Origin of the sequence: Actinomadura sp. GTD37 (genome assembly GCF_041951365.1) — a bacterium.
GTDB lineage: Bacteria > Actinomycetota > Actinomycetes > Streptosporangiales > Streptosporangiaceae > Spirillospora.
In genome coordinates this window covers 1-23111 of the sequence record NZ_JBGNUS010000012.1, presented here as the reverse complement: position 1 = coordinate 23111, position 23111 = coordinate 1, and the positions used below count along the sequence as shown (strand labels likewise).

The 23111-nt window shown below is 72.0% G+C and carries 23 protein-coding genes and 1 tRNA gene; 17 read left to right on the top strand and 7 right to left on the bottom strand.

What is annotated here, in order from left to right; genetic code table 11:
• Positions 1-88: 88 nt before the first annotated feature.
• Positions 89-2869, bottom strand: a complete 2781-nt coding sequence (aceE, locus tag ACA511_RS37155) for a pyruvate dehydrogenase (acetyl-transferring), homodimeric type (RefSeq protein ID WP_375029415.1) — start codon at positions 2867-2869, stop codon at positions 89-91.
• A gap of 317 nt (positions 2870-3186) precedes the next feature.
• On the opposite strand from aceE, the gene ACA511_RS37150 reads away from it, so the two are divergent.
• From ACA511_RS37150 to ACA511_RS37125, 6 genes are all read left to right on the top strand, one after another.
• The gene (locus ACA511_RS37150; protein ID WP_375029414.1) at positions 3187-3384 is read left to right on the top strand and encodes a DUF1918 domain-containing protein; all 198 of its coding nucleotides are present in this window, start codon (positions 3187-3189) and stop codon (positions 3382-3384) included.
• A gap of 115 nt (positions 3385-3499) precedes the next feature.
• On the top strand, positions 3500-3907 hold the full coding sequence (locus ACA511_RS37145) for a YjbQ family protein (protein ID WP_375029413.1): 408 nt from the start codon (positions 3500-3502) through the stop codon (positions 3905-3907).
• 207 nt (positions 3908-4114) lie between these two features.
• The gene (locus tag ACA511_RS37140; protein ID WP_371954489.1) at positions 4115-4543 is read left to right on the top strand and encodes a DUF3052 domain-containing protein; all 429 of its coding nucleotides are present in this window, start codon (positions 4115-4117) and stop codon (positions 4541-4543) included.
• Between the two features lie 77 nt (positions 4544-4620).
• Positions 4621-5112, top strand: a complete 492-nt coding sequence (locus ACA511_RS37135) for a peroxiredoxin (protein WP_375029554.1) — start codon at positions 4621-4623, stop codon at positions 5110-5112.
• Positions 5113-5181: 69 nt separating this feature from the next.
• Complete coding sequence (locus tag ACA511_RS37130) at positions 5182-5577, top strand: hypothetical protein (RefSeq protein WP_375029412.1); 396 nt, start codon at positions 5182-5184, stop codon at positions 5575-5577.
• 117 nt (positions 5578-5694) lie between these two features.
• Positions 5695-6753, top strand: a complete 1059-nt coding sequence (locus ACA511_RS37125) for a potassium channel family protein (RefSeq protein ID WP_375029411.1) — start codon at positions 5695-5697, stop codon at positions 6751-6753.
• 162 nt (positions 6754-6915) lie between these two features.
• On the opposite strand, the gene ACA511_RS37120 is transcribed toward ACA511_RS37125, so the two are convergent.
• Entirely contained in the window at positions 6916-7830 is a 915-nt protein-coding gene (locus tag ACA511_RS37120; RefSeq protein ID WP_375029553.1) for a phosphoribulokinase, read from the bottom strand.
• Positions 7831-8046: 216 nt separating this feature from the next.
• Here ACA511_RS37120 and ACA511_RS37115 point away from each other — a divergent pair, with 216 nt between their 5' ends.
• Positions 8047-8703: a response regulator gene (locus ACA511_RS37115; RefSeq protein ID WP_375029410.1), complete on the top strand. Its 657-nt coding sequence runs from the start codon at positions 8047-8049 to the stop codon at positions 8701-8703.
• Positions 8700-9860 (top strand): sensor histidine kinase, encoded by a 1161-nt coding sequence (locus ACA511_RS37110; RefSeq protein ID WP_375029409.1) that lies wholly within the window; start codon positions 8700-8702, stop codon positions 9858-9860. The genes ACA511_RS37115 and ACA511_RS37110 overlap by 4 nt, the downstream gene beginning before the upstream one ends.
• On the opposite strand, the gene ACA511_RS37105 is transcribed toward ACA511_RS37110, so the two are convergent.
• On the bottom strand, positions 9832-11064 hold the full coding sequence (locus ACA511_RS37105) for a saccharopine dehydrogenase family protein (RefSeq protein WP_375029408.1): 1233 nt from the start codon (positions 11062-11064) through the stop codon (positions 9832-9834). The two genes, ACA511_RS37110 and ACA511_RS37105, sit on opposite strands and share 29 nt — an antisense overlap.
• A gap of 103 nt (positions 11065-11167) precedes the next feature.
• Between ACA511_RS37105 and ACA511_RS37100 the strand changes: the two genes are divergently transcribed.
• Positions 11168-11365, top strand: a complete 198-nt coding sequence (locus tag ACA511_RS37100) for a hypothetical protein (RefSeq protein WP_375029407.1) — start codon at positions 11168-11170, stop codon at positions 11363-11365.
• Here the strand turns inward: ACA511_RS37100 and ACA511_RS37095 are convergent.
• The gene (locus ACA511_RS37095; protein WP_375029406.1) at positions 11322-12245 is read right to left on the bottom strand and encodes a LysR family transcriptional regulator; all 924 of its coding nucleotides are present in this window, start codon (positions 12243-12245) and stop codon (positions 11322-11324) included. The genes ACA511_RS37100 and ACA511_RS37095 overlap by 44 nt on opposite strands.
• Positions 12246-12489: 244 nt before the next feature.
• On the opposite strand from ACA511_RS37095, the gene ACA511_RS37090 reads away from it, so the two are divergent.
• The 8 genes from ACA511_RS37090 (at position 12490) to ACA511_RS37055 (ending at position 18680) form a co-directional block, all read left to right on the top strand.
• The gene (locus ACA511_RS37090; protein ID WP_375029405.1) at positions 12490-13923 is read left to right on the top strand and encodes a form I ribulose bisphosphate carboxylase large subunit; all 1434 of its coding nucleotides are present in this window, start codon (positions 12490-12492) and stop codon (positions 13921-13923) included.
• The gene (locus ACA511_RS37085; protein ID WP_375029404.1) at positions 13923-14351 is read left to right on the top strand and encodes a ribulose bisphosphate carboxylase small subunit; all 429 of its coding nucleotides are present in this window, start codon (positions 13923-13925) and stop codon (positions 14349-14351) included. Before ACA511_RS37090 ends, ACA511_RS37085 begins: the two co-directional genes overlap by 1 nt.
• Entirely contained in the window at positions 14348-15298 is a 951-nt protein-coding gene (gene cbbX, locus ACA511_RS37080) for a CbbX protein (protein ID WP_375029403.1), read from the top strand. Before ACA511_RS37085 ends, cbbX begins: the two co-directional genes overlap by 4 nt.
• A gap of 79 nt (positions 15299-15377) precedes the next feature.
• Positions 15378-16286, top strand: coding sequence for a proteasome assembly chaperone family protein (locus tag ACA511_RS37075; RefSeq protein WP_375029402.1), 909 nt, complete (start codon positions 15378-15380; stop codon positions 16284-16286).
• A 53-nt stretch (positions 16287-16339) separates the two neighbouring features.
• The gene (locus tag ACA511_RS37070; protein ID WP_375029401.1) at positions 16340-16759 is read left to right on the top strand and encodes a CBS domain-containing protein; all 420 of its coding nucleotides are present in this window, start codon (positions 16340-16342) and stop codon (positions 16757-16759) included.
• A complete protein-coding gene (locus ACA511_RS37065; RefSeq protein WP_375029400.1) occupies positions 16756-17391 on the top strand; it encodes a dienelactone hydrolase family protein in 636 nt (211 codons plus the stop codon). Before ACA511_RS37070 ends, ACA511_RS37065 begins: the two co-directional genes overlap by 4 nt.
• On the top strand, positions 17391-18554 hold the full coding sequence (locus ACA511_RS37060) for a geranylgeranyl reductase family protein (protein WP_375029399.1): 1164 nt from the start codon (positions 17391-17393) through the stop codon (positions 18552-18554). Before ACA511_RS37065 ends, ACA511_RS37060 begins: the two co-directional genes overlap by 1 nt.
• Positions 18555-18605: 51 nt before the next feature.
• Positions 18606-18680 (top strand) — tRNA-Val (locus ACA511_RS37055).
• A gap of 57 nt (positions 18681-18737) precedes the next feature.
• Here ACA511_RS37055 and xerC read toward each other — a convergent pair.
• The 3 genes from xerC to ACA511_RS37040 all read right to left on the bottom strand — a co-directional run bounded on the left by xerC (position 18738) and on the right by ACA511_RS37040 (position 23073).
• A complete protein-coding gene (gene xerC / locus ACA511_RS37050) occupies positions 18738-19898 on the bottom strand; it encodes a tyrosine recombinase XerC (protein WP_375029398.1) in 1161 nt (386 codons plus the stop codon).
• A complete protein-coding gene (locus ACA511_RS37045) occupies positions 19898-21520 on the bottom strand; it encodes a replication initiator (protein ID WP_375029552.1) in 1623 nt (540 codons plus the stop codon). Before ACA511_RS37045 ends, xerC begins: the two co-directional genes overlap by 1 nt.
• Positions 21521-21606: 86 nt before the next feature.
• On the bottom strand, positions 21607-23073 hold the full coding sequence (locus ACA511_RS37040; protein WP_375029397.1) for an FtsK/SpoIIIE domain-containing protein: 1467 nt from the start codon (positions 23071-23073) through the stop codon (positions 21607-21609).
• Between the last annotated feature and the right edge of the window lie 38 nt (positions 23074-23111).

The following is a 23111-nucleotide window of genomic DNA, read 5'->3' as shown; positions in this document are numbered from 1 at the left end:
GCGGCGACGCGACGCGAACCCGCACGGTCGCGACCGACCCGCACCGTCGACCGGCTCGTGACGGGGGCCGGGGGCGCCCCCAGGTACGTCACGCGTCGCCGCCGGTGTTGCTCTCGGCGCTGCCGACGCCGCCCGCGAAGACGTCGCTGACCTGCGCGTCCAACCGGTAGCGGGAGATCGCCTGGGACAGGGTCTCCGGCTTGACCTCGCCGTGCCGGGCGAGCCGGGTGAGCACCGCGAGGACGATCGACGCGGCGTCCACGTGGAAGAACCGCCGGGCGGCGGCGCGGGTGTCGGAGAAGCCGAACCCGTCGGTGCCGAGCGAGGTGAAGTCCGTGTGGACCCACGGGGCGATCTGGTCGGGTACGGCGCGGGTGAAGTCCGATACCGCGACGATCGGCCCGGCGACGTTGTCGAGCGTCCGGGTGACGTACGGGACGCGCTGCCCGGCGTCCGGGTTCAGCATGTTCCACTCGTCGCAGGCGCGGGCCTCGCGGGCCAGCTCGTTCCACGAGGTCGCCGACCACACGTCCGCGGCGACGCCCCAGTCCTCGGCGAGGAGGCGCTGCGCCTCCAGCGCCCAGCGGCCGCCGACGCCGGACGCGAGGATCTGCGCGCGCGGCGCCTCCCCGTTGCCGGATTCCGCCGCCTTGTACCGGTACAGGCCCTTGAGGAGGCCGTCGACGTCGAGGCCGTCGGGTTCGGCGGGCTGCTGGTAGGGCTCGTTGTAGACGGTGAGGTAGTAGAAGACGTTCTCGCCGTCCGGGTGGGCGTCGGACGTCCCGTACATGCGGCGCAGCGCGTCCCGCACGATGTGGCCCAGCTCGAACGCCCACGTCGGGTCGTAGTGGACGCAGGCGGGGTTGGACGCCGCGAGCAGGGGGGAGTGGCCGTCGGCGTGCTGGAGGCCCTCACCGGTCAGCGTGGTGCGGCCGGCGGTGGCGCCCAGCAGGAACCCGCGGCCCATCTGGTCGCCGAGCGCCCACATCTGGTCGCCGGTCCGCTGGAACCCGAACATCGAGTAGAAGATGTACACCGGGATCATGTGCTCGCCGTGCGTGGCGTACGTCGTGCCGGCGGCGATCGTGGACGCCATCGAGCCGGCCTCGCTGATGCCCTCGTGCAGCATCTGGCCGCTCTCGGACTCCTTGTACGACAGCAGCAGCTTGCGGTCGACCGCGTCGTAGGTCTGCCCGTGCGGGGAGTAGATCTTGGACGTGGGGAACAGCGAGTCCATGCCGAACGTGCGGTACTCGTCCGGCGCGATCGGCACGAACCGGGCGCCGATGTTCTCGTCCTTGATCAGGTCCTTGAGCAGCCGGACGAACGCCATGGTCGTGGCGATGTTCTGCTTGCCGGAGCCCTTCTTCATCTCGGCGTAGACGGGGTCGCCGGGCAGCTTCAGCGGCTTGGCCCGCACGACCCGCCGGGGCAGGAACCCGCCGAGCGCGGCGCGGCGCTCGCGCATGTACTGGATCTCGTCGGAGCCCTCGCCCGGGTGGTAGTAGGGCGGCAGCGGCTCCTCCAGCGCCGAGTCGGGGATGTCCAGGTAGAGGCGGTCCCGGAACTCCTTCAGCTCGGCCTTGGTGAGCTTCTTCATCTGGTGGGTGGCGTTGCGGGCCTCGAAGTCGGAGCCGAGCGTCCAGCCCTTGATGGTGTGCGCGAGGATCACGGTCGGCTGCCCGACGTGCTCGCGGGCCGCCTTGAACGCCGCGTACACCTTGCGGTAGTCGTGCCCGCCGCGCGACAGCTTGCGGAGCTCGTCGTCCGACAGGTGCTGGACGATCCGGCGGAGCCGCGGGTCGGCGCCGAAGAACTTCTCCCGGATGTACTCGCCCGACTCGACGCTGAACGTCTGGAACTGCCCGTCGGGGGTGGTGTTCATCTGGTTGACGAGGACGCCGTCGACGTCCTGCGCGAGGAGCGGGTCCCAGTCGCGGCCCCAGATGACCTTGACGACGTTCCAGCCGGCGCCCCGGAAGAACGACTCCAGCTCCTGGATGATCTTGCCGTTGCCGCGGACCGGGCCGTCCAGCTGCTGGAGGTTGCAGTTGACGACGAAGGTGAGGTTGTCGAGCTCCTCGCGGGCGGCGAGGCCGATCGCGCCGAGCGACTCGGGCTCGGCCATCTCGCCGTCGCCGAGGAACGCCCACACGTGCGAGCGGGACGTGTCCTTGATCTTCCGGTTGTAGAGGTACCGGTTGAACCGGGCCTGGTACACCGAGTCGATCGCGGTGAGGCCCATGGACACCGTGGGGAACTCCCAGAAGTCCGGCATGAGCCGCGGGTGCGGGTAGGACGACAGGCCGCCGCCCGGGTGCGAGTGCTCCTGCCGGAACCCGTCGAGCCGGCTCTCGGGGAGCCGCCCCTCCAGGAAGGCGCGGGCGTAGATGCCGGGCGCGGCGTGCCCCTGGATGAACACCTGGTCGCCGGACTCGCCGTGGTCCTTGCCGCGGAAGAAGTGGTTGAAGCCGACCTCGTACAGCGACGCCGCGGAGGCGTACGTGGCGATGTGCCCGCCGACGCCGAGTTCGGGGCGGTTGGCCCGCGACACCATGATCGCGGCGTTCCAGCGGATGTAGGCGCGGATGCGCCGCTCGACGTGCTCGTCGCCGGGGAACCAGGGTTCGTGCTCCGGCGGGATGGTGTTGATGAAGTCGGTGCTGCGCAGGCCGGGCACCCCGACCTGGAGCTCGCGGGCCCGCTCCAGGAGGCGGAGCATCACGTACCGCGCCCTGCCCCGGCCCTCGGTCTTGATGACCGTGTCCAGCGATTCCAGCCATTCCCGGGTTTCGTCCGGGTTGATGTCGGGCAGCTGGCTCGGCAGGCCGTCGCTGATGATCGAAAAGCGTTGACGTCCGGAAGCCACGGGGTCCCCTCTGTCCTTACCGTCTTTGCTGGTGAGACCCATGGCCGCCGCGCGGGAGGCCACCGGTCCCCGGCAGACTGTCGGTCGCTCGTCTGGTGATCCCATGGTCGCCGTTTATGGCGGCTAACGCATCTCTACCAATGGGTAACCATTCGTGCCGGTCAGCCGGGGTGCCGACCCCGGGACGGGGCCTTTTTCCGGCCTCGCGGGGATTGCCCCCGGCGGGATCCGGGGAACGTATGAGGGCGGGAGCAACGACTGCCACATGCCCGGCACGGTCCGTCCCGGTGGCGGACGCACGAGCTTGGGGGAAAGCGATGAACGGACGAGTCGGAGACCGGCTGCACGTCCACGGGAACGTGGTCGGACAGCCGGACCGGACGGGAAAGATCATCGAGGTGCGGGGCCCGGACGGCGGCCCGCCGTACCTGGTCCGGTTCGACGACGGCCACCAGGCCCTCGTCTACCCGGGGCCGGACGCGGTCATCGAGTCCCGGGAGCAGATCCCGCACTAGCCGGACCCGCCCGGCCGGGGAACACGGTCCGGGAGCCGGTCCGGGGGAGCGCGGACGGTGACATCCGTGCGGGCGCGGGCGCGTCCGGTGCCGCGGATGGGGTAGACACGGGATCATGGAGAGCACCGTGGTCCGGGTGGCCACCGGTACGAGCGACGCCGTGCACGACATCACGGCCGAATGCGAGCGGTTCGCCGCGTCGGCGGGCGGCGACGGGCTGCTGCACGTCATCGTCCCGCACGCCACCGCCGGCGTGGCGGTCATCGAGCTCGGGTCCGGCAGCGACGACGACCTGCTGGCCGCGCTGCGCGACCTGCTGCCGGCGGACGACCGCTGGAAGCACGCGCACGGATCCCGGGGGCACGGGCGGTCGCACGTGATGCCCGCCCTCGTCCCGCCGTTCGCGACCCTGCCGGTCGTGGGCGGGAGGCTGGCCCTCGGAACGTGGCAGTCGGTGGCCCTCGTCGACATCAACGTGGACAATCCCGACCGGCAGGTCCGTTTGTCCTTCATCAGGGGATGAACATCACGCTGCGTGGCGGGCCGGTTGCGCCGATCTTCGTAATCAGGCCAATGAGGCCACCAAAAGCCGGGAAGACACTTGCGCTAGGGGCCCTCACTTGTGTGGACTGTCCCGCAAACACCGCACAGGTGCGGGCGGGCCACCCGTCCCGGGGGGCTGGGAGACAGAGCACGGCACCGTGCGGACGACGACAATGGGAGGACTTTCGTGAGCGCGACCGCGGGTCAGGCGCAGTCTGAGCGCAGCCTGGCCGAACGGCTCGGCCTGAAGGCGGGCCAGGTGGTGCAGGAGATCGGCTTCGACGACGACGTCGACGAGGAGCTTCGTCGATCCGTCGAGGAACTCACGGGGAACGAGCTGGTCGACGAGGACTACGAAGACGTGGTCGACATCGTGCTGCTGTGGTGGCGCGAGGAGGACGGCGACCTGTTCGAAGGGCTGACCGACGCCATGATCCCGCTCACCGGCGGCGGCAACATCTGGCTGCTGACGCCCAAGGCGGGCAGGGACGGGCACGTGGAGCCCAGCGACATCGGCGAGGCCGCGCAGACGGCCGGACTCTCGCAGACCAGCAGCGTCAGCGCCGCCAAGGAGTGGTCGGGCACGCGGCTGGTCGCACCCAAGGTCCGCAAGTAGCGGGGGACGGTAGGGACTTGGCCGCCAACGCGGGCGACGACGTGACCGGACCCGGCGACGTGACCGGAATCGGCGACGTGACCGGACCCGGTGCGGGCGACCCGGACGCAGGCGGTGTCGCCGTGGGCGACGAGGCGCCGGACTTCGAGCTGGCGGACCAGCACGGCGCTCCGGTGCGGCTGTCGGGCCTCCGCGGCCGCAAGAACGTCCTTCTCGTGTTCTATCCGCTGGCCTTCAGCGGTGTGTGCACCGGGGAGCTGTCCCGGCTCAGGGACGACTTCCGGGACGGGGGCGAGGGCGATGTGCAGGTGCTCGCCGTCTCCGTCGACTCGATGTTCGCGCTGCGGGCCTGGTCCGACCAGGAAGGCTTCTGGTTCCCGCTGCTCTCGGACTTCTGGCCGCACGGCGGGACGGCACGGCGCTACGGCGTTTTCGACGAGGCGAAGGGGCTGGCCCTGCGCGGCACCTTCGTCATCGACACCGAGGGCGTGGTCCGGTGGAAGGTAGTGAACGCGATCCCGGACGCACGTGACATCGACGAGTACCGCAAGGCGCTCGCCGGGCTCTGAGTGAACGGACCGGTTCCGGCGCGTCCGCGAAGGATGGCCGGAACCGGTCCCCGCACCTCTGGAGGTGTGATGCCCTGCTTCCGTTGCGGGGCGCGGCAGACCGATCCCGTGCGCGGCGCGAGCCCGTGGAAGCGCGGGGTCCGGGCGGACCACCAGGTTCTGATCTGCCCCGGCTGCCAGGCCGCCCGCGACTGGGCGGACGACCTGGACCGCTGCTCGGCCTGCGGCTCGGCCGCCCTGGTGTGCCGGCTCGGCGAGGTCGAGTGCCGCGACTGCGGGCACACCCGCGACGCCGTCCGGGACGATCTCGGCGGCGCCGACCTGGTGCGCTCCGGCGCCGGGCGTTCGTCCGCCGGCGCCGGACGCTCCCCGTCCTCCGGCGCGGACCTGCCGTCCGACGGCGGCCTGTCGGAGGAGGTGGCGGCGGCCCTGTCGCGCGTCCTGAAGCGCGGCCCGGCCCGCTGAGGGACGGCCGGCCCGCCGTTTCGTGGCCGCGTTCGGCCAGGGGGCGTCGCGCAGCGTGACCACTTTCCGTGGTTTTGCGGCTTGACGTGGTGATTTGCTCACTGCAACGCTGCGCGGATGCCGATCGTGCTGATGCGCCTGGTCAACCGGATCACCGGGCGGTCCTGGCGCGCGCCCGCGCTGGTGCTGGCCGCGGCCTTCCTGGTGGGCTGGCTGCTGATCGCGGTGTTCGAGGAGCCCGGCGCCGAGCTCAAGAACCCGCTCGACTACGTCTGGTACTTCATCGTCAGCGGCACCACCACGGGATACGGGGACCTGTCCCCGAAGACGGCCGGCGGCCGCGTCGGCGGCGTGGTCATCATCGTGGCGGGGCTCACCGCGGGGCTCGTGATGTTCGCCGAGCTGACGCTCTGGATGGGGAAGGGCAGGATGATGAAGGCCACCGGCCGGGCGCAGTTGCACAATCGGGGTCATGTCGTGGTCATCGGCTACGAGCGGGAGGCGCTGCGGGCCATCGTCGGCCAGCTGCGCGCCGACCCCCAGTTCGCGAAGACCCCCGTCGTCGCGCTCTTCTGGCCGGAGGAACTGGCGGGGGAGAACCCCGACCCCGGTCTCTACGACGTGGTCGCCAACGACGACACCGCCTACGAGCGGGCGTGCCTGGAGAAGGCCCGGACCGCCCTGGTGGTGGCGCGGTCCGACGACGAGACCGTCCGCGTGATGCTGGGCGTGTCGGCCTACCTGCGGCGGAACGGGGAGCCGTCCGTCCACCTGCTGGCCGGGCTGCGCGACGGCGGCCGCCGCGCCGAGATCACCGAGGCGCTGAGCCTGGTCAGCGCGGACATCGAGCCGGTCGACATCGACGACCCCGCGGTCGTGGCGGTCGCGATCCGCAACCCGGGCGTCGCCGCGATCTACCACAACCTCGCCAGCACGCTCGACGCCGACGGCACGCTCTACCGCGTGGACGTCCCCGAGGACGCCGGCGAGTGGTCGCGGACGGAGGTGGCGATCTTCCTGCTCCGGCGGGGCAGCACGCTGCTCGCGGTCGGCGAGTCGCACCGTCCGAACGCCCGGTTCCGGCTGACGTCCCGCCCGGACGAGACGATCCGCGGCGGCCAGTCGCTGGCGGTCGTCGCCCCCGAGCGCCCGGAGATCCCCTGGGCGGAGCTCTGAGGGAGTTGCCGGGAGGGCGCCCGCGCGCCCGCTTGGGCGCCCTCCCGGCGGCCGCTTGCGCGCGGCCCGAGGCACAGGTCCGAAGCCTCGGGGCCTCCCCGCGCGCCCGCGGAGTCTAGGCGGTCCGGTGCGCGGGGGCGACCCCGCGCCTCCGGTCCGCGCTCACGCGGCCTGCCGGTGGTCGGCGTCCAGCAGGTGGTAGAGCAGCAGGAGCTGGGTGATGGCCAGGGGGTCGCTGGACCCGGCGTCGCCGAGCCTGCCGAGCGCGTCCGGGGCGGGGAGCGCGGCGCCGGCGCGCGGGCCGAGCCGCTCCCAGATGGCCTTCTTGACGACCTGCGACTCCTCGGGCGAGACGTACCCGTGGACGTGCAGGGCGTCGACGGGACGGCCGTCGGTGTCGCGGTGCAGCCGCAGGTGCATGGCGGTCTCGGTGTCGCCGGGGCCGCTGTCCAGGACGTCCGCCAGCTCGGGGTGGTCGATCGTCGGGCGGAGCAGCAGCTCGGCGGACAGCGGGGTGCCGGGCGGGTCGAGGCGCCCGGCGACGGGCGCGAACCGGACGACGATGTCGGCGTGCTTGCGCTGCGGCCGGATGTAGGCGGCGCTCTCCGGTTCGCGGCGCGCGAGCTCCGCCATGACCTGCTCGGGGCTGTAGCCGCGCTTGTCGCAGTCGCGGCGGACCTTCCAGGAGTGGCGCAGCGGCTCGGGCGGGTCGAGGTAGACGGTGATGTCGAAGCAGGCCCGCGCCATCCGGGTGTGCAGCGGCAGCAGGCCCTCGACGATCACGAAGTCGCGGGGCTCGACCAGTTCCGGCCGCACGAGCTCGCCGGTCGCGTGGTCGTAGACGGGCTTGAGGATGGGCTCGCCCATCGACAGCAGCTGGAGGTGCTGCTCCATGATGTCGACGTGGTTGCAGTCGGGGTGCAGCGCCGTGAACGGCTTGCCGGCGCGCTCGGCGCGGTCGTAGCGGTGGTAGTCGTCCACGCAGACCGCGGTCATCCGGTCGGCCCCCAGACACTGCACAAGCCCCTTGGTCAGGGTTGTCTTGCCCGCGGCGCTGTCTCCCGCGATGGCGAGCATGACCGGCCGGCGGCCGGACCCGCGCGCCCGGAGCATATGCACGATCCGATGGGGCACCTTGCTCCTCCGTCCTGCGGAATTCAGTTTTCGCTGAGTAGCGTACGGCGGGCCGCGGGGAGGAGCGTCCCCCAATCAGGGGAGAGCGGGGGTGAAACGCCGGAGGGTCCCTCCGCGCCGGGCTACTGATGAGTAGCTTCCGGTTGTTATCGTGCCGGGATGAGCGTCCCCGTACGCGTCGTCCTGGTGGACGACCACGAGATGATCCTCGCCGGACTGCAGGCGATGCTGGCCGGGTTCTCCGGGCGCGTGCGCGTCGTCGGGCAGGCGGGGACGGGGGACGAGGCGACCCGGCTGGTGACCGCGCTGCGCCCGGACGTCGTCCTGCTGGACGTGCGGCTCGGCCCGGAGAGCGGCCTCGACCTGTGCCGACTGATCACCGGGCGGGTCCCGGAGGCCCGCGTCGTGTTCCTGTCGGTCTACGACGACGAGCAGTACGTCTTCGAGGCGCTGCGGGCCGGGGCCGGCGGCTACCTCCTCAAACGGGTGGACGGCCCCGAGCTCGTCCGGCGGCTGGAGGAGGTCGCGCGGGGCGAGACGGTCGTCGACCCGACGCTCGCCGGGCGGATGGCCGTCACCGCCGCGCGGCTGACCCGCGGCGAGTTCTGGCCGGGCGCCAACCGGGGCCTCACGCAGCGCGAGAGCGAGGTGCTGTCGCTGCTGGTCGGGGGCCTGTCGAACAAGGCGATCGCGGCGCGGCTCGTGCTGAGCGAGGAGACCGTGAAGAGCCACCTGCGCGCCCTGTACCGCAAGCTGGAGGTCGCCGACCGGTCGGCGGCGATCGCGGTCGCGCTGCGCGAGGGCCTGTTCCGGTGACGTCGCCGCTGGAGCTGCTCGCCGGGCGCGGGAGCGACCTGCTCGTCCGCGTCGTGGCCGCGGCGTGCTCCGACCGCGAGCTGCCGCGGATGGCCGAGGAGCTGGCCGGCCTCGTCGTCCGGTCGGCGCGGGCGCTGACGTTCTGCGACGTGTACGTCCTCGACGAGGACGAGCGCGCCCTCGAATGGTCGGGCCCGCCCGTCCCGCTGGGGGAGGGCGACGCCGGCTGGGTCGCCGCGCACGGCCGGGTCCGCCCGCACCCGGACGGGCGCGGGGCGGCGATCCCCGTGCACGGCGACGGCGGCGTGATCGCGGTCGTGGACGTCCGGTCCGCCGGTCCCGCGCCGCCGGAGGACCTCGCCCTCGCCGCCGCGCTGGCCGGGCTGTTCGCGCCGGTGCTGTCGTCGTGCCGCAGGCTGCGCACCGCGCGCGAGCGCGAGCACGCGGCCGAGCGGTTCGCCGAGCGGGCCGTCGAGGCGCAGGAGGCCGAGCGGTCCCGGCTGAGCCGGGAGATCCACGACGGCATCGCGCAGCGGCTCGCCAGCCTCGGCTTCCACCTGTCGGCCGCCGAGCGGGCGCTGCCCGAGCACCATCCCGAGGCGCTGGCGCAGATCATGATGGCGCGGCGGCTGTGCGAGCTGTCCGCCGCCGAGACGCGCGCGGCGATCGGCGGCCTGCGCCCGCCCGTGCTGGACGATCTGGGCCTGTCGGCGGCGCTCGCCACCCTCGCCCGGGAGGCCGGGGACGGGCTGGAGGCCCCGTCCGGCGCGATCGACGTGACGGTGACCATCGAGGGCGAGCTGGAGGACGAGCTGCCCGACCACGTGCAGACCGCGCTGTACCGGATCGCGCAGGAGGCGGTCGGCAACAGCCTGCGGCACGCGTCCGCGACCTGCGTGGACCTGCTGCTGGAGCACTCCGCCGACCGGGTCCGGCTGCGGGTCGCCGACGACGGGACCGGGTTCTCCGTCCGGGACGTGCTCGCGCAGGGCCGCCGGCCCGACTGCTACGGGCTGCGCGGCATGCGGGAGCGCGCCGAGCTGCTCGGCGGCCGGGTCGCGGTGCGGAGCAGGCCCGGCGCCGGGACGACGGTCGAGGCCGTCATCCCCGTCCCCGGCCGCCGCGCGGTCACCGCGCCTCCAGCACCCGGAAGGTGATCCCGGCCTTGACGAGCCGGTCGATGAGCGCGCCGCCCATCGCGGTCGCCGTCGTGACCTGCCCGGACGTCGCGGGCAGGTCGTCGTGGGCGAGGCACAGCGCCGACTCGGCGAGCATCTTGGCCGTCTCGGTGTAGCCGGGATCGCCGCCCGCGACCTCGGTGACGACGCGCCTGCCGCCGCCCTCGCCGGCGAACTTCACGCTGAACCAGTTGCCGGCGCGCCGCTCGGGCGACGGCCCGTCGCCCGGGGTGCGGGCCCGCAGCAGGAGGCCGCGGGTCGGCGGGAGCGAGGAGAGCGCGAGCAGCGCGCCGGAGCCCGCGGCCAGGCCGGCGGCGGTGGCGAGGTGCTTGACGGCGAGGTAGTGGCCGTAGGAGAAGTCGGGGCCGTAGCGGTCGAGGGCCGCCGCCGACCGGGTGACGATCTGCGGGTCGATGGTGGGCAGCGGCAGCGTCCAGCCGTCCCCGATGCGGGACCTGGGCGCCGGGCTCCGCGAGATGCGCACCCTGCGGCCGGCGGGCCGGTCCTCCAGCCGGCGGCGCTCGCGTTCGGCGCGCAGCATGCCGGCCGGGTCCCCGAAGATGCCGACGGCCGAGTGCAGGGTGCCGCCGGACGCGTCCCCGCGCACCCGCAGGAACCCTTCGACGTGCAGCGGGACGCCCTCGGGGAGCTGCTTGACCGTGAAGTAGGCGCCGAGGTCGTGCGGGATCGAGTCGAAGCCGCAGGCGTGCACGATCCGCGCCCCGCTGCGCACCGCGTCCCGGTGGTACTTCACGTACATGCGGTCGACGAAGGTGGGCTCGCCGGTGAGGTCGACGTAGTCGGTCCCGGCGCGCGCGCACGCCGCGACCAGGGGCTCGCCGTACTGGACGTAGGGCCCGACCGTGGTGATGACGACGCGCGCCGATTCGGCGATGGCCTCTATGGACGCGGTGTCGGTGGTGTCGGCGTGCAGCAGCGGAAGTCCGGCGCAGGCCGGGTCGATCTTCGCCAGGCGGTCGCGGACGGCCGTGAGCTTGGCCCGGTTGCGCCCGGCGAGCGCCCAGCGCGTCCCCGCGCCGGCGTGCTCCGCCAGGTACTCGGCGGTCAGCGCGCCGGTGAAGCCGGTGGCGCCGAACAGGACGACGTCGTACGGGCGGGCGGAGTCGTACGGGCGGGCAGAGTCGTTCGGGCGGGCAGAGTCGTTCGGGCTGTCGGCGATCATGATGCCCCTCTCACGGTTCCGAACCTGATTCTGTCCTGTCGGGCGGGGCGGATGTGCGGCAGTCCGCCGATGTGAGGCACCGCACTCCTCTAAGGTTTCCCCGATGACGGGGAATGGTGGTGTCGTGACCGGGCTGGCCGTGGCGATGGACGTGGTCGCCGTCGGCTTCCTCGCGTTCTTCGTGGTGCTGCTGACGCGGGGGAGGAGCGCGCAGGCCGACGAGGGCGGGCGATCCGTCGCCATGGTGCTGATCGCCGTCAGCCTGGGGCTGCTGTCGGTGTCGCTGTGGAGCCTGCCCTAGCGGGGCGCGCGGGGCGCGCGGGGCGCCATCCCGGCGCGTCCAGCAGGTGCCGGACGAACAGCAGCGTCGTCGCGGTGGGCGCGGCCCCGGCGACCGCGTGCCAGGGGCGGTCGAGCGGCATCCCCGGCGCGTCGATCACCACCAGGCGCCCGGCGTCCAGTTCGGCGCCGACCGCGTCCCGCGACATCAGGGCCACCCCGAGCCCGGCCGCCGCGCCCGCGATGACCGCGCCGTTCGAGCCGAGCACGAGCCGGGGCGGCGCGGCCTCGCGTTCGGCCAGGTAGGCGTCCGCGCTCGCCCGCGTCCCCGAGCCCGGCTCCCGCATCACCCAGGGCGTGCGGGCCAGCGCGAAACCGTCCGCGACGCCGGGCGCCCCGACGACCACCAGCTCGTTCGGACGCCTGGCCAGCACGGTCGCCGCGACCTCGGCGGGCGGACGCCCGGCGAGCACCAGGTCGGCCTCGTGCGCGGCGAGGCTGCTCCACACCTGGCGGCGCGGCCCCACCTCCAGCGTCAGCTCGACGCCCGGCCACCGGGCCCGGAACGAGGCGAGCAGCTCGGGGAGGATCTGGTCGGCGGCCGTCGTCACCGCCGCCAGGCGCAGCGGCCCGTGCCCCGGGTCGGCCGCGCCGCGCGCCGCCGCCCGCCCCTCCTCCAGCAGCCCGAGCACCTGCCGCGCGTACCCGGCGTAGACGGTCCCGGCCGGGGTCAGCCGGACGCCCCGCCCCACCCGCTGGACGAGCGGCACGCCGAGGTCGCGGGTCAGCGCCGCGACCGCCGCCGAGACCGCCGACTCCGTCACGTACAGCCGCCGCGCCGCCGCCCGCACCGACCCGGCGTCGGCGAGCGCGACGAACGTCCGCAGGCGCGCCTCCGTCACGTCCGGCCTCCTGTCTCCGACGAAGTCGGCCCCGGGGGCGTCCCCTCGGAAGTGCTCGTTCAAGTGAATGCTTCAGGGTCACCGTAGAACACTTGATGGACATCGCAAGTGTCGGGAGGCGAAGCTTCGAGGCGTCACGGTTGCACGCGGCCGGGACGCGGCGCTCCGCTCCGGATCCCCTGGGACATGCCGTCCTCCACCTGGGGCGGAGCGCCGCGTCCCGGTCGTCCAGGAAGGAGCGGCGATGAGCTCGGGCAGATGGTCGGCGGGCGTGATCCCCTACGCGGAGATGGGCTACTGGCGTCCGGACTACGAGCCGAAGGACAGCGACATCCTCGCCGCCTTCCGGATCACGCCGCAGCCGGGCGTCCCGCCGGAGGAGGCGGGCGCGGCCGTCGCGGGCGAGTCGTCCACCGCGACGTGGACGGTCGTCTGGACGGACCGTCTCACGTCCTACGAGAACTACCAGGCCAAGTGCTACAAGGTGGAGCCGGTTCCCGGGCAGGAGAACCAGTTCATCGCCTACATCGCCTACGACCTCGACCTGTTCGAGGAGGGGTCGATCGCGAACCTGACGTCGTCCATCATCGGGAACGTCTTCGGGTTCAAGGCGCTGAAGGCCCTCCGCCTGGAGGACATGCGGATCCCGACCCACTACGTGAAGACGTTCCAGGGTCCGGCGCACGGCATCATCATGGAACGCGAGTACCTGGGCAAGTTCGGGCGTCCGCTGCTGGGCGCCACGGTCAAGCCCAAGCTCGGGCTCTCCGCGCGCAACTACGGACGCGTCGTCTACGAGGCCCTCCGCGGCGGCCTCGACTTCACCAAGGACGACGAGAACATCAACTCCCAGCCGTTCATGCGCTGGCGCGACCGCTTCCTCTACTGCATGGAGGGCGTCAACAAGGCGCAGGCCGCCTCGGGCGAGGTCAAGGGCCACTACCTCAACGTCACCGCCGCGACGATGGAGGACATGTACGAGCGCGCCGAGTTCGCCAAGGAACTGGGCAGCGTCATCGTGATGATCGACCTCACCATCGGTTACACGGCGATCCAGTCGATGGCCAACTGGGCGCGTAGGAACGGCGTCATCCTGCACCTGCACCGCGCAGGGCACTCCACCTACACGCGGCAGAAATCGCACGGCGTGAACTTCCGCGTCATCGCCAAGTGGATGCGCCTCGCCGGCGTGGACCACATCCACGCCGGGACGGTCGTCGGCAAGCTGGAGGGCGACCCGAACAGCGTCCGCGGCTACTACGACACCCTGCGCCTGGACAAGGTGGAGGCCGACCCGGTGAAGGGCCTCTACTTCGACCAGGAATGGGCGTCGATGCCCGGGACGATGCCCGTCGCGTCCGGCGGCATCCACGCCGGGCAGATGCACCAGCTCCTGCACTACCTGGGCGAGGACTCGATCCTCCAGTTCGGCGGCGGGACGATCGGCCACCCGATGGGCATCGCCGCCGGCGCCGCCGCCAACCGCGTCGCGCTCGAAGCGATGATCAAGGCGCGGAACGAGGGCCGCGACTACCTGGCCGAGGGCCCCGACATCCTGCGCGCCGCCGCCAAGAACAGCCGCGAACTCGACGTCGCCCTGTCCACGTGGGGCGACGTCACCTTCACCTACGAATCCACCGACACCCCCGACGTCGTCGAGACCCCGGTGAGCATCTGATGCGAATCACTCAAGGCACCTTCTCCTTCCTGCCCGACCTCACCGACGAGGAGATCGCCCGGCAGGTCGCCTACGCCCTCGACCAGGGCTGGCCCTGCTCGGTCGAGTTCACCGACGACCCGCACCCGCGCAACTCCTACTGGGAGATGTGGGGCCTGCCGATGTTCGACCTCGCCGACCCCGCCGGCGTCCTGTACGAGATCAACGAGTGCCGCAAGGCGTACCCGGACCGCTACGTCCGCCTGAACGCCTACGACGCCCGCTACGGACGGCAGACGACGGCGCTCCAGTTCATCGTCCAGCGCCCCGCCGAGGAGCCCGGCTTCCGGCTCGACCGCGAGGAGACGTCCGACCGGCGCATCCGCTACACGCTCCACCCGTACGCGCTCGACCGCCCCGAGGGCGACCGCTACGGGGCGGGACGTTGAGCGGACGCCCCGGCTTCGGGATGCGCCAGAACGGCTCCCCGGTGGACTCCTCCGAAGCTCCCGCCACCGGGGAGCCGCTCCCTCCCGGAGCCCGCGTCGACCTCGCCAGGGAACGCGCCGAGTCCCAGGCCGACTCCGTCCTGGAGGCCCTCGACGCCGAACTCGTCGGCCTCGCCCCGGTCAAGACCCGCATCCGGGAGATCGCGGCGCTGCTGCTCGTCGACCGCGTCCGGGCCCGGTTCGGCATCGACTCGGGGCGACCCAACCTGCACATGTGCTTCACCGGCAGCCCGGGGACGGGCAAGACGTCCGTCGCCGTCCGGCTCGCCGAACTGCTGCACCGCCTCGGCTACATCCGCCGCGGCCACCTCGTCTCCGTCACCCGCGACGACCTCGTCGGCCAGTACGTCGGGCACACCGCGCCCAAGACCAAGGAGGTCCTGAAGCGCGCGATGGGCGGCGTCCTGTTCATCGACGAGGCGTACTACCTGTACCGGGCCGAGAACGAGCGCGACTACGGGCAGGAGGCCATCGAGATCCTCCTCCAGGTGATGGAGAACCAGCGGGACGACCTCGTCGTCGTCCTCGCCGGCTACAAGGACCGCATGGACTCCTTCTTCGCGTCCAACCCCGGCATGAGCTCCCGCATCGCCCACCACATCGACTTCCCCGACTACGAGCCGGACGAGCTGGAGGCCATCGGCCGCCTGATGACCGAGCGGGCGGGCTACGTCCTCGCCGCCGAGACCGAGGCGGTCTTCCGCGACTACCTGTCCCGGCGCCGCGCGCAGCCCCGCTTCGCCAACGCCCGGTCCGTCCGCAACGCCGTCGAGCGCGCCCGCCTCCGCCACGCCAACCGCCTCCTCGCCCAGGGCGGCGAGGTCGGCCGCGAAGACCTCACCACGCTCCACCCGGACGACTTCCTCGCCAGCCGCGTCTTCGGGTGACCGGTGTCACGTCCGATCCGGGGATGAGCCTCCGCATGTCCTAATGTTGGGCTTACGACATGTAGAGGTGGGGGAGAAGTTGCTTAACCCTGAGGATCTGTACGAGCTTGACGCCGACCTGCCGGAGATGACGGGTCCGGTGCTGCTGCACAGCCTCGACGGCTTCGTGGACGCCGGATCCACCGGGCAGCTCGTGCGCGAGCACCTCCTGGAGACCCTTGAGCACCGCGTGATCGCCCGCTTCGACGTCGACTCGCTGATCGACTACCGGGCCCGCCGGCCGCCGATGACGTTCGACCGCGACCACTGGTCCGCCTACGACGCGCCCGAGCTGGTCGTCCGGCTGCTGCGCGACGACGCCGGCACGCCGTTCCTGATGCTGTCCGGGCCGGAGCCCGACCGGCTGTGGGAGGGCTTCACCTCGTCCGTCGTCCACCTGGTCGAGAAGCTCGGCGTGGGCGTCGTCGTCGGCTTCCACGGCATCCCGATGGGCGTCCCGCACACCCGTCCCGTCGGCACCACCGCGCACGCCACCCGCCCCGAGCTGATCACCAAGAACTCGTGGTTCGACAAGGTCCAGGTGCCCGGCAGCGCCGCCGGGCTGCTGGAACTGCGGCTCGGCGAGGCCGGGCACGACGCCGTCGGGTTCGCCGTGCACGTCCCGCACTACCTCGCCCAGTCCGCCTACCCGGCCGCCGCCGTCGCCGCGCTGGAGGCGATCGTCTCCGCGACCGGCCTGGTGCTGCCCGCCGACCCGCTCCGCGAGGCCGCCGCCGCCACCGACGCCGACATCGCCGAGCAGGTCGACGGCAACGACGAGGTCGAGAAGGTCGTCCGGGCCCTGGAGCAGCAGTACGACGCGTTCGCCGGCGCCGCCGAGCGCGACAACCTGCTCGCCGAGTCGCAGGACATGCCCACCGCGGACGAGCTCGGCGCCCAGTTCGAGCGGTTCCTCGCCGAGCAGGACGGGCCCGACTCCTCCGGGTAGACATATCCCGTCCGCCGCTGGGTAGGCGAGCGCCCGAGAGGGGAGGTTCGCTCATGGCCCAGAAGGTGAACGAGGTGATGACGCCCGTGCCCGTGGCGGTGTCTCCGGACACGTCCCTGGTGGAGGTCGGCGACCTCATGCGGCAGCACGGCATCGGCGACGTCCTCGTCGTCCACGAGGGGCGGCTCCGCGGCCTGGTCACCGACCGCGACATCGTGGTCCGCGCCGTCGCCGCGCAGCGCGACATGTCCGGCACGACCGTCGCCGAGATCTGCAGCACCAACATGATCACGGTCGCGCCCGGCGAGGACGCCGACGAGGCGGTGCGGCTGATGCGCGAGAACGCCGTCCGCCGCGTCCCGGTCGTGGACGGCGACCGCCCGATCGGCATGGTGTCCATCGGCGACCTGGCCGTCCAGCGGGACGAGCGGTCGGCCCTCGCCGACATCAGCGCCGAGCCGCCCAACACATGATCACACTCAGGCTGCGGGACGCCGAACTCGCCGGCGACCTGGCGATACCGGACGGCGCGACCGGCGTCGTCCTCTTCGCGCACGGCAGCGGCAGCTCCCGGCTGAGCCCCCGCAACCGCGCCGTCGCCGACGGCCTGAACGCCGCCGGGATCGGGACGCTCCTCATCGACCTGCTCACCCGGCACGAGGACGAGGTCGACCGCGTCACCGCCGCCCTGCGCTTCGACATCGAGCTCCTCACCCTCCGCCTGATCGGCGCCGTCGACCGGCTCACCGAGGGCCTGGAGTCCGCCCCGCACACCGCCGGCCTCCCCATCGGCCTGTTCGGCGCCAGCACCGGCGCCGCCGCCGCGCTCGCCGCCGCGGCCGCCCGCCCCCGGATCGGCGCGGTCGTCTCCCGCGGCGGGCGGCCCGACCTCGCCGGCCCGTCCCTGCCGCGCGTCCAGGCCCCCGTCCTGCTGATCGTCGGCGGCCGCGACCCGGAGGTCCTCCGGCTGAACGAGCAGGCGCACGAAAAGCTCGAACGCTCCGACATCCACATCGTCTCCGGTGCGACCCACCTGTTCGAGGAGCCCGGCGCCCTCGAAGAGGTCACCACCCAGGCGGCCGACTGGTTCAACCGGCACTTGTGATGCGCGACGTCATCGTGGTCGGAGCCGGCCCCGCCGGCTCGTCCGCCGCGTGCCACCTGGCCCGCGCCGGCCTGGACGTCCTCGTCCTGGAGAAGACGTCGTTCCCGCGCGAGAAGATCTGCGGCGACGGCCTCACCCCCCGCGCCGTCGACGAGCTCCGCGCCCTGGACATCGACCTCTCCGGCTGGTTCCGCACCGAAGGCGTCCGCCTCATCGGCGCCGGCCGCACCCTGGAACTCCCGTGGCCGTCCGGCCACGGCCTCACCCGCACCCGCTCCGGCCTGGACGAACTCCTGGCCCGCCAGGCCGTCGCCGCCGGCGCCACCCTCCTGGAGAACACCAAGGTCACCGCCCCCGTCAGCACCCGCGGCCGCGTCACCGGCGTCCGCACCGCCACCGGGACCCACGCGGCCCGCCTGGTCATCGCCGCGGACGGCGCCTCGTCCCGCCTCTCCGTCGCGCTGGGCCTGCACCCCCGCCGCGACCGCCCCATCGGCATCGCGGGCCGCCGCTACTACCGCAGCCCGCGCCACGACGACGCCCACCTCGAGATCTGGCTGGACCTCGCCCCCGCCGGCTACGGCTGGATCTTCGGCGTGGGCGACGGCACCTGCAACGTCGGCGTCGCCCTCCTGCGCACCCAGCACCCCGACTACCACCGCCTGCTCTCCCGCTGGCTGGAGCGCGTCCCGTCCGCCTGGGGCCTCACCGACGGCAACGCCACGGGCCCGCTGCGCGGCGCCGCCCTCCCCATGGGCTTCAGCCGCCGCCCCCACTACCTCCCGGGGCTGCTGCTCGCCGGCGACTCCGGCGGCATGGTCAACCCGTTCAGCGGCGAGGGCATCGCCTACTCCCTGGAAGCGGGCCGCATCGCCGCCGAGGTGATCACCACCGCCTTCCACGCCCCGTTCCCCGAACACGCGCTCCAGAGCTACCCGTCCGCCGTCCGCCGCGCCAACGGCCGCCCCTTCACCCTCGGCCGCGCGTTCACCCGCGCCATGGACGACCCGCGCGTCATGCGCCTGGCCACCCGGCACGGCCTCACCCGCCCCGCCCTCATGCGCTTCGCCCTCACCCTCGCCGGCGGCATGCCGCCCGCCCCCGTCCCCACCGCCGCCGACCGCCTGGCCGCCGCCTTGACCCGCCTCACCCCCGCCTCCTGAATACCGTTTCGCGATCGCCCCCACGAACCGGGTACGCTTTCCCGGCAACGCGGGCGCGTAGCTCAGGGGTAGAGCACTCGCCTTACAAGCGAGGAGTCGGCGGTTCGAAACCGTCCGCGCCCACCAGCGAAAAGACCCTGTTCCCGATCATGGGAACAGGGTCTTCGTGCCATTAGCGTGCCATTAGCCGACGAGCGCGAGCGATCCGGCCGCCCCATCGTCGTCGTCCGGGTTCTCGTTGTTGATCTTGTTGTCCATGGCCTGGGCGATGGCTCGGTTACCGCCCGCCGTCCGGTGCTGGTAGATCATCGCGGCCCGCACGCTGTCATGCCCCATCCGTTCCATGAGGTCGCGGAGCGTCGCGCCGGACTCGGCCGCGAACGTGTTCCCGGTGTGGCGCAGATCGTGAAAGTGCAGGTTCGGCACGCCGAGCTTGGCCACGGCCGCGCCCCATTTGGTAGCGCGCCGGAAGTTAGCCCGCCGCAGGACGCCGCCACGCTTGCCCGTGAAGATCAGCGCGTCATCCTCGGCCCCGGTGAAGTTGCCGAGATGCCGCCGCAGGTCCGGGATGATCGCTTGGGGGAGTGCCACGGTGCGGAGGCCAGCCCGTGACTTGGGCGGCCCGATGATCAGTTCGCCGGTGTCCAACTCGACTTGCGCTTGCCGAACGGTGACCGTCCCGGCGTTGAGGTCGAGGTCCATCCTGCGCAGCGCGACGACTTCACCCCACCGGAGGCTTGCGAACGTCGCGAGGAGGACGAGGGCGCGCAGATGCTCCGGAACCATCCCGGCGAGCTTGAGGACCTGGGCGACCGTGAGGACCGGCCGCTCGTCCGGCTTCTCTTCACCGGCACCTTTGATCCGGCACGGGTTGCGGGAGATGATCATGTCGTCGGTCGCCGTCATGAGGACGGCCCGCAGCAGCCGGTACGCCTTTGCCACCTCGGACGCCCCGACGCCAGCGCTGATCAGGGTTGCCCGCCACTCGCGGACGGTCGCCGTGTCGATCTTGCCGATGGGCACATTGCCGAGATAGGGCGTGATGTGACGGCGGAGAAGACCTGTGTAGATCTCGACCGTACGCGCCCGCAGGTCCGGCCGCTCTTTGATCCACTTGGCCGCGTACTCGGAGAGCTTGACCTTGGCCCGTTGCGGGTCCGTCCAGTCGCCGGTGACTAGCTTCGCTTCCATCAGCGAGAGCTGTCGTTCCGCCTCACGCTTGGTGGGGTACGTCGTTCCGGCCGAGCGCATCTTGCCGTCCGGTCCCTGGTACCTGACTTGGAAGCGCCCCGAGGGCAGTTCGCGGATGCTGCCGAACCGGCGCTTCCCCTTCTGGTTCGCCATCAGGCGGCCTCCCTGCTCTCAGTTGCCGAAAGTTCGGTCGACGTTGCTTGGTCGAGTTGGCGACGCCGTTGGATGCGTTCGTTGATCAGCAGCAAGAGCCGTTGTTCGGCGGGTTTCACGTCGGGGTCACCGGGGCCGGCTCTCTCCCAGACGTGGACCGCTTGCGGGTCGGACGGGTTCGACACGGGGACGCCAGCCTCAGCCAAGCGAGCCAGCACCCAGGCTTTGCGGTCGGCTTTGTGGTCGGCGAGGGTTTTGCCGGACCATTTGCGGGAGACCAGGACGCGGCGTCCGCCGTAGCCGAGGTGTTCGTGTCGGTGTGCTTTGCCCTTGCAGTAGCCCGGTGTCATGCCTTTGCGGGGGTTCTTGGGCTGGATGCCATAGCGCAGCCAGTTCGCGCACGTGGGCGAGCACGGTTCGTAGCGGAGCGTTTCGGCCATGCGGTCGACGTGCTCACGCTGCGCGCTTGTCTCGGCGTTGTGGCACTCGGCCACGCCCTTGACGAGGTACTTGGTCAGGTAGCCGATGCAGCGTCGGGAGTCGGCCGAGTCGGCGAGGACGCCTTGCGCGTCGATCTGTCGCCCGAACTTCACCACGTGCAGGGGTTCGGCATCGTCGTCCTGGCAGAGGGCGTCTAGGGCCTCATCCCAGGTGGGGAGGACTTCGCCGGTTGCCGGGTCGAGGTAGCCGCCGCCGTCCTGGCCCGCGATCTCGTCCCAGACGGGCAGGTGTTCGCCGTCGAAGACGACGCGGTCGGTCGGAGGCCACCACACTTGGTGGTAGGTGGCTGCCACCACCTGACGCAGTTCAGCGCGGGAGATGGTTCCGCGTATGGCCATGTGCAGGTGGGGAGCGAGACGGCGTTGCGGTTCGACGGCGGCGAAGTACTGGACGTCGTAGCCGACGAACCGGCGCAGGTTCTGCACGAATCGGTCGACCAGCTTGGAGAAGTGCAGGGCGTCACGGGCCGCCCGCGCGTAGTCGTACGACTCAGGGTCGACCGGTGTTCCGTCACCCCGCACCCGCCCGTACGAGTCGAGGGTGAGGGTGAGGAACAGCGAGGGCCGGAAGGTCTGGCCGTCCTTGCCGTGGAAGACCTTGCCGAGGGTGCGGGAGTCGACCGGACGCCGGGGAAGGTCGGGCGCGTCCTGCCTCCGACGAGTCGACCGAGTGCGCCGGCTCTTGCCCTCCTCGGTCTTGAGGGCACCGCGGACGCCCGTTCGTTCTAGTTCGTTGTCGAGGTCACGCACCACGGCATCCCAGAACGAGGCGTCTTCCCCGTCCGCCGTCCCGTCCTCGGCCGCGCGGTCACGGGCCGCCGCAGCTTGCGCCCGCAGTTCCATCCAGGCGCGTTGCTCGATGTCGGGGTCGGCGCGGGTGATGACGGGTTCTTCGGTGAGGTGCCAGCCCTGGCGGCACTGGACGGCGCGGAGTTTGCGCTTGCGTTCGGCGCAGGACGGGCAGACGGAGGCCAGGGTGTGACCGCAGGGGACGTAGACCATTTCGGCCGCGCCCGTGTGCAGGTCGACCCGCCGCATGGGCACCGGTCGGATACAGACGCCGTGTTCGACCGCGACCGCTTCCAGCACACCCCGCGCCAGTGGAGCCAGCGTCTTGACCACCGGTTCCGGAACGGGTTCGGCCGGAGGGGACGGGGAGACCTCGGGAGCGTCGAGGGTGGGTTGGGTCACGCGAGGAACCGAGTTGGTCACGCAGCCCCCTTGATGTCGAGGTCAGGCAGGCCGAGCGCGACCATGTCGTGGATGTCGTTGTCGGAGACGTAGGCCGCCCGGACCCGGACCGGGTCAGGTGAGGTTTCCAGTCGGACGAACCCGACGCCCGCGCCGATCTCGGGGATGGAGGAGATCTGGTCTGCGAGGGCGCCACGGTCGCGGGCGCCGTCGCCGAGCACCATGTCCACCTGTTCGTCTTCATCGAGGCGCAGGGCGATGCGGTCGGGGAACAGGTTGCGCAGGTTGTTGACCTCTTTGCGCGCGTCCTGCTGCGCCCCGATCACGCAATAGCCGACCGACCGGCCCTGTGAGGTGAGCACGGCCAGCGCGGACTCGGCCCGCTTGCGTAGGTCGCGTTCGGGGCAGTAGGCGGTCAGGAACGCCAGCTCGTCCACAACGATGACCCGGAACGGGAACTCATGCGACGGCGTGAACGACCGCGTCACCCCCGCGAACCGTTCCGCGCGAGCGTTCATGTCCTCGGCCGCCGCCTCCAGCAGCTCGACCATGCCGCCCTTGGGGTCATCGCTGTACCGGCCGTACCGCTCGAACAGGGGACGGCCGAAGGACAGTTCCATGCGTTTGGGGTCGACCGCCCACACCTCCACCAGCCCCGCGAGCATCAGCGGCAGCAGCGCGCGAATGGTGGACCAGATGACCGAGCCCTTGCCGGCCCCTGTCGCGCCCGCAATGAGAACGTGCGTCCCGAGGAGCCGCAGGAGCCAGGGTGAGCCGTCCTCAGTGCGCCCGACCGGCAGCGCCCGAAGGTCGACCGCGGAGGCGTCCGGAACGGGCAAGGCCGGGATCGGGACGGCAAGGGCATCACGGCGGACGAACTCCAGCCAGATCCGTCCCGGACGGTCCCCGACCCGGACGCGGACGAGCGAAGCGCCGAAGCCGTGCGCGAGGTTGACCGCGACCCGCTCCCACGCGTCGGGAGCCTGCCCCTTCAACATGCGGACCAGCACCCGGTCCGAGGTCGGGCCGCAGCGGACCCGGACCAGGGAGGGCAGGTACTCCCGCCCCTTGTGGACCTTGGTCAGGCCCGCCGTGACCAGGACCGGTTGCCAGTCCCGCCGGTACACCAAGATGAGTCGCCACCGGGCACGGGCCCGACGGGCGATCCAGCGGACGAAGGACGGACGGTCCACCACCGCCCACACGCCCAAGCCCACGGCGACGAGGGCCAGGACCAGGACGGGGACGAGCCACCCGAACCGGACGCCGAGCCAGCCCAGACCGGACAGGACCGAGACGGGGACGATGTTGCGGACCAGGAACACGACCGTCCGCACCAGCGCGCGGACGGCGTTGACGATGAGCACCAGGCCCTCGGGCATGTGCCACACCGGAGGCGCCCACTTGGGCGCGGCGAACGGGTCACGCTGCGCCTCAACCGCCACGTTCTCACCGGGGCCGAGCTTGCGGAACTCCCAGGCCATAACCTGGACACCTCTTCTCTTTCAAGCTGTGGGAGAGC

Excerpts from the sequence above, each read along its gene's own strand:
- ACA511_RS37130 (WP_375029412.1), top strand. The coding sequence starts at position 5,182 with ATGCCCTGCTTCCGTTGCGGGGCGCGGCAGACCGATCCCGTGCGCGGC.
- ACA511_RS37125 (WP_375029411.1), top strand. The coding sequence starts at position 5,695 with ATGCCGATCGTGCTGATGCGCCTGGTCAACCGGATCACCGGGCGGTCC.
- ACA511_RS37100 (WP_375029407.1), top strand. The coding sequence starts at position 11,168 with ATGACGGGGAATGGTGGTGTCGTGACCGGGCTGGCCGTGGCGATGGAC.
- ACA511_RS37085 (WP_375029404.1), top strand. The coding sequence starts at position 13,923 with ATGCGAATCACTCAAGGCACCTTCTCCTTCCTGCCCGACCTCACCGAC.
- ACA511_RS37145 (WP_375029413.1), top strand. The coding sequence starts at position 3,500 with ATGGAGAGCACCGTGGTCCGGGTGGCCACCGGTACGAGCGACGCCGTG.
- ACA511_RS37065 (WP_375029400.1), top strand. The coding sequence starts at position 16,756 with ATGATCACACTCAGGCTGCGGGACGCCGAACTCGCCGGCGACCTGGCG.
- ACA511_RS37105 (WP_375029408.1), bottom strand. The coding sequence starts at position 11,064 with ATGATCGCCGACAGCCCGAACGACTCTGCCCGCCCGAACGACTCTGCC.
- ACA511_RS37090 (WP_375029405.1), top strand. The coding sequence starts at position 12,490 with ATGAGCTCGGGCAGATGGTCGGCGGGCGTGATCCCCTACGCGGAGATG.
- ACA511_RS37120 (WP_375029553.1), bottom strand. The coding sequence starts at position 7,830 with ATGCTCGCCATCGCGGGAGACAGCGCCGCGGGCAAGACAACCCTGACC.
- ACA511_RS37150 (WP_375029414.1), top strand. The coding sequence starts at position 3,187 with ATGAACGGACGAGTCGGAGACCGGCTGCACGTCCACGGGAACGTGGTC.
- ACA511_RS37070 (WP_375029401.1), top strand. The coding sequence starts at position 16,340 with ATGGCCCAGAAGGTGAACGAGGTGATGACGCCCGTGCCCGTGGCGGTG.
- ACA511_RS37060 (WP_375029399.1), top strand. The coding sequence starts at position 17,391 with ATGCGCGACGTCATCGTGGTCGGAGCCGGCCCCGCCGGCTCGTCCGCC.
- ACA511_RS37040 (WP_375029397.1), bottom strand. The coding sequence starts at position 23,073 with ATGGCCTGGGAGTTCCGCAAGCTCGGCCCCGGTGAGAACGTGGCGGTT.
- ACA511_RS37115 (WP_375029410.1), top strand. The coding sequence starts at position 8,047 with ATGAGCGTCCCCGTACGCGTCGTCCTGGTGGACGACCACGAGATGATC.
- xerC (WP_375029398.1), bottom strand. The coding sequence starts at position 19,898 with ATGGCGAACCAGAAGGGGAAGCGCCGGTTCGGCAGCATCCGCGAACTG.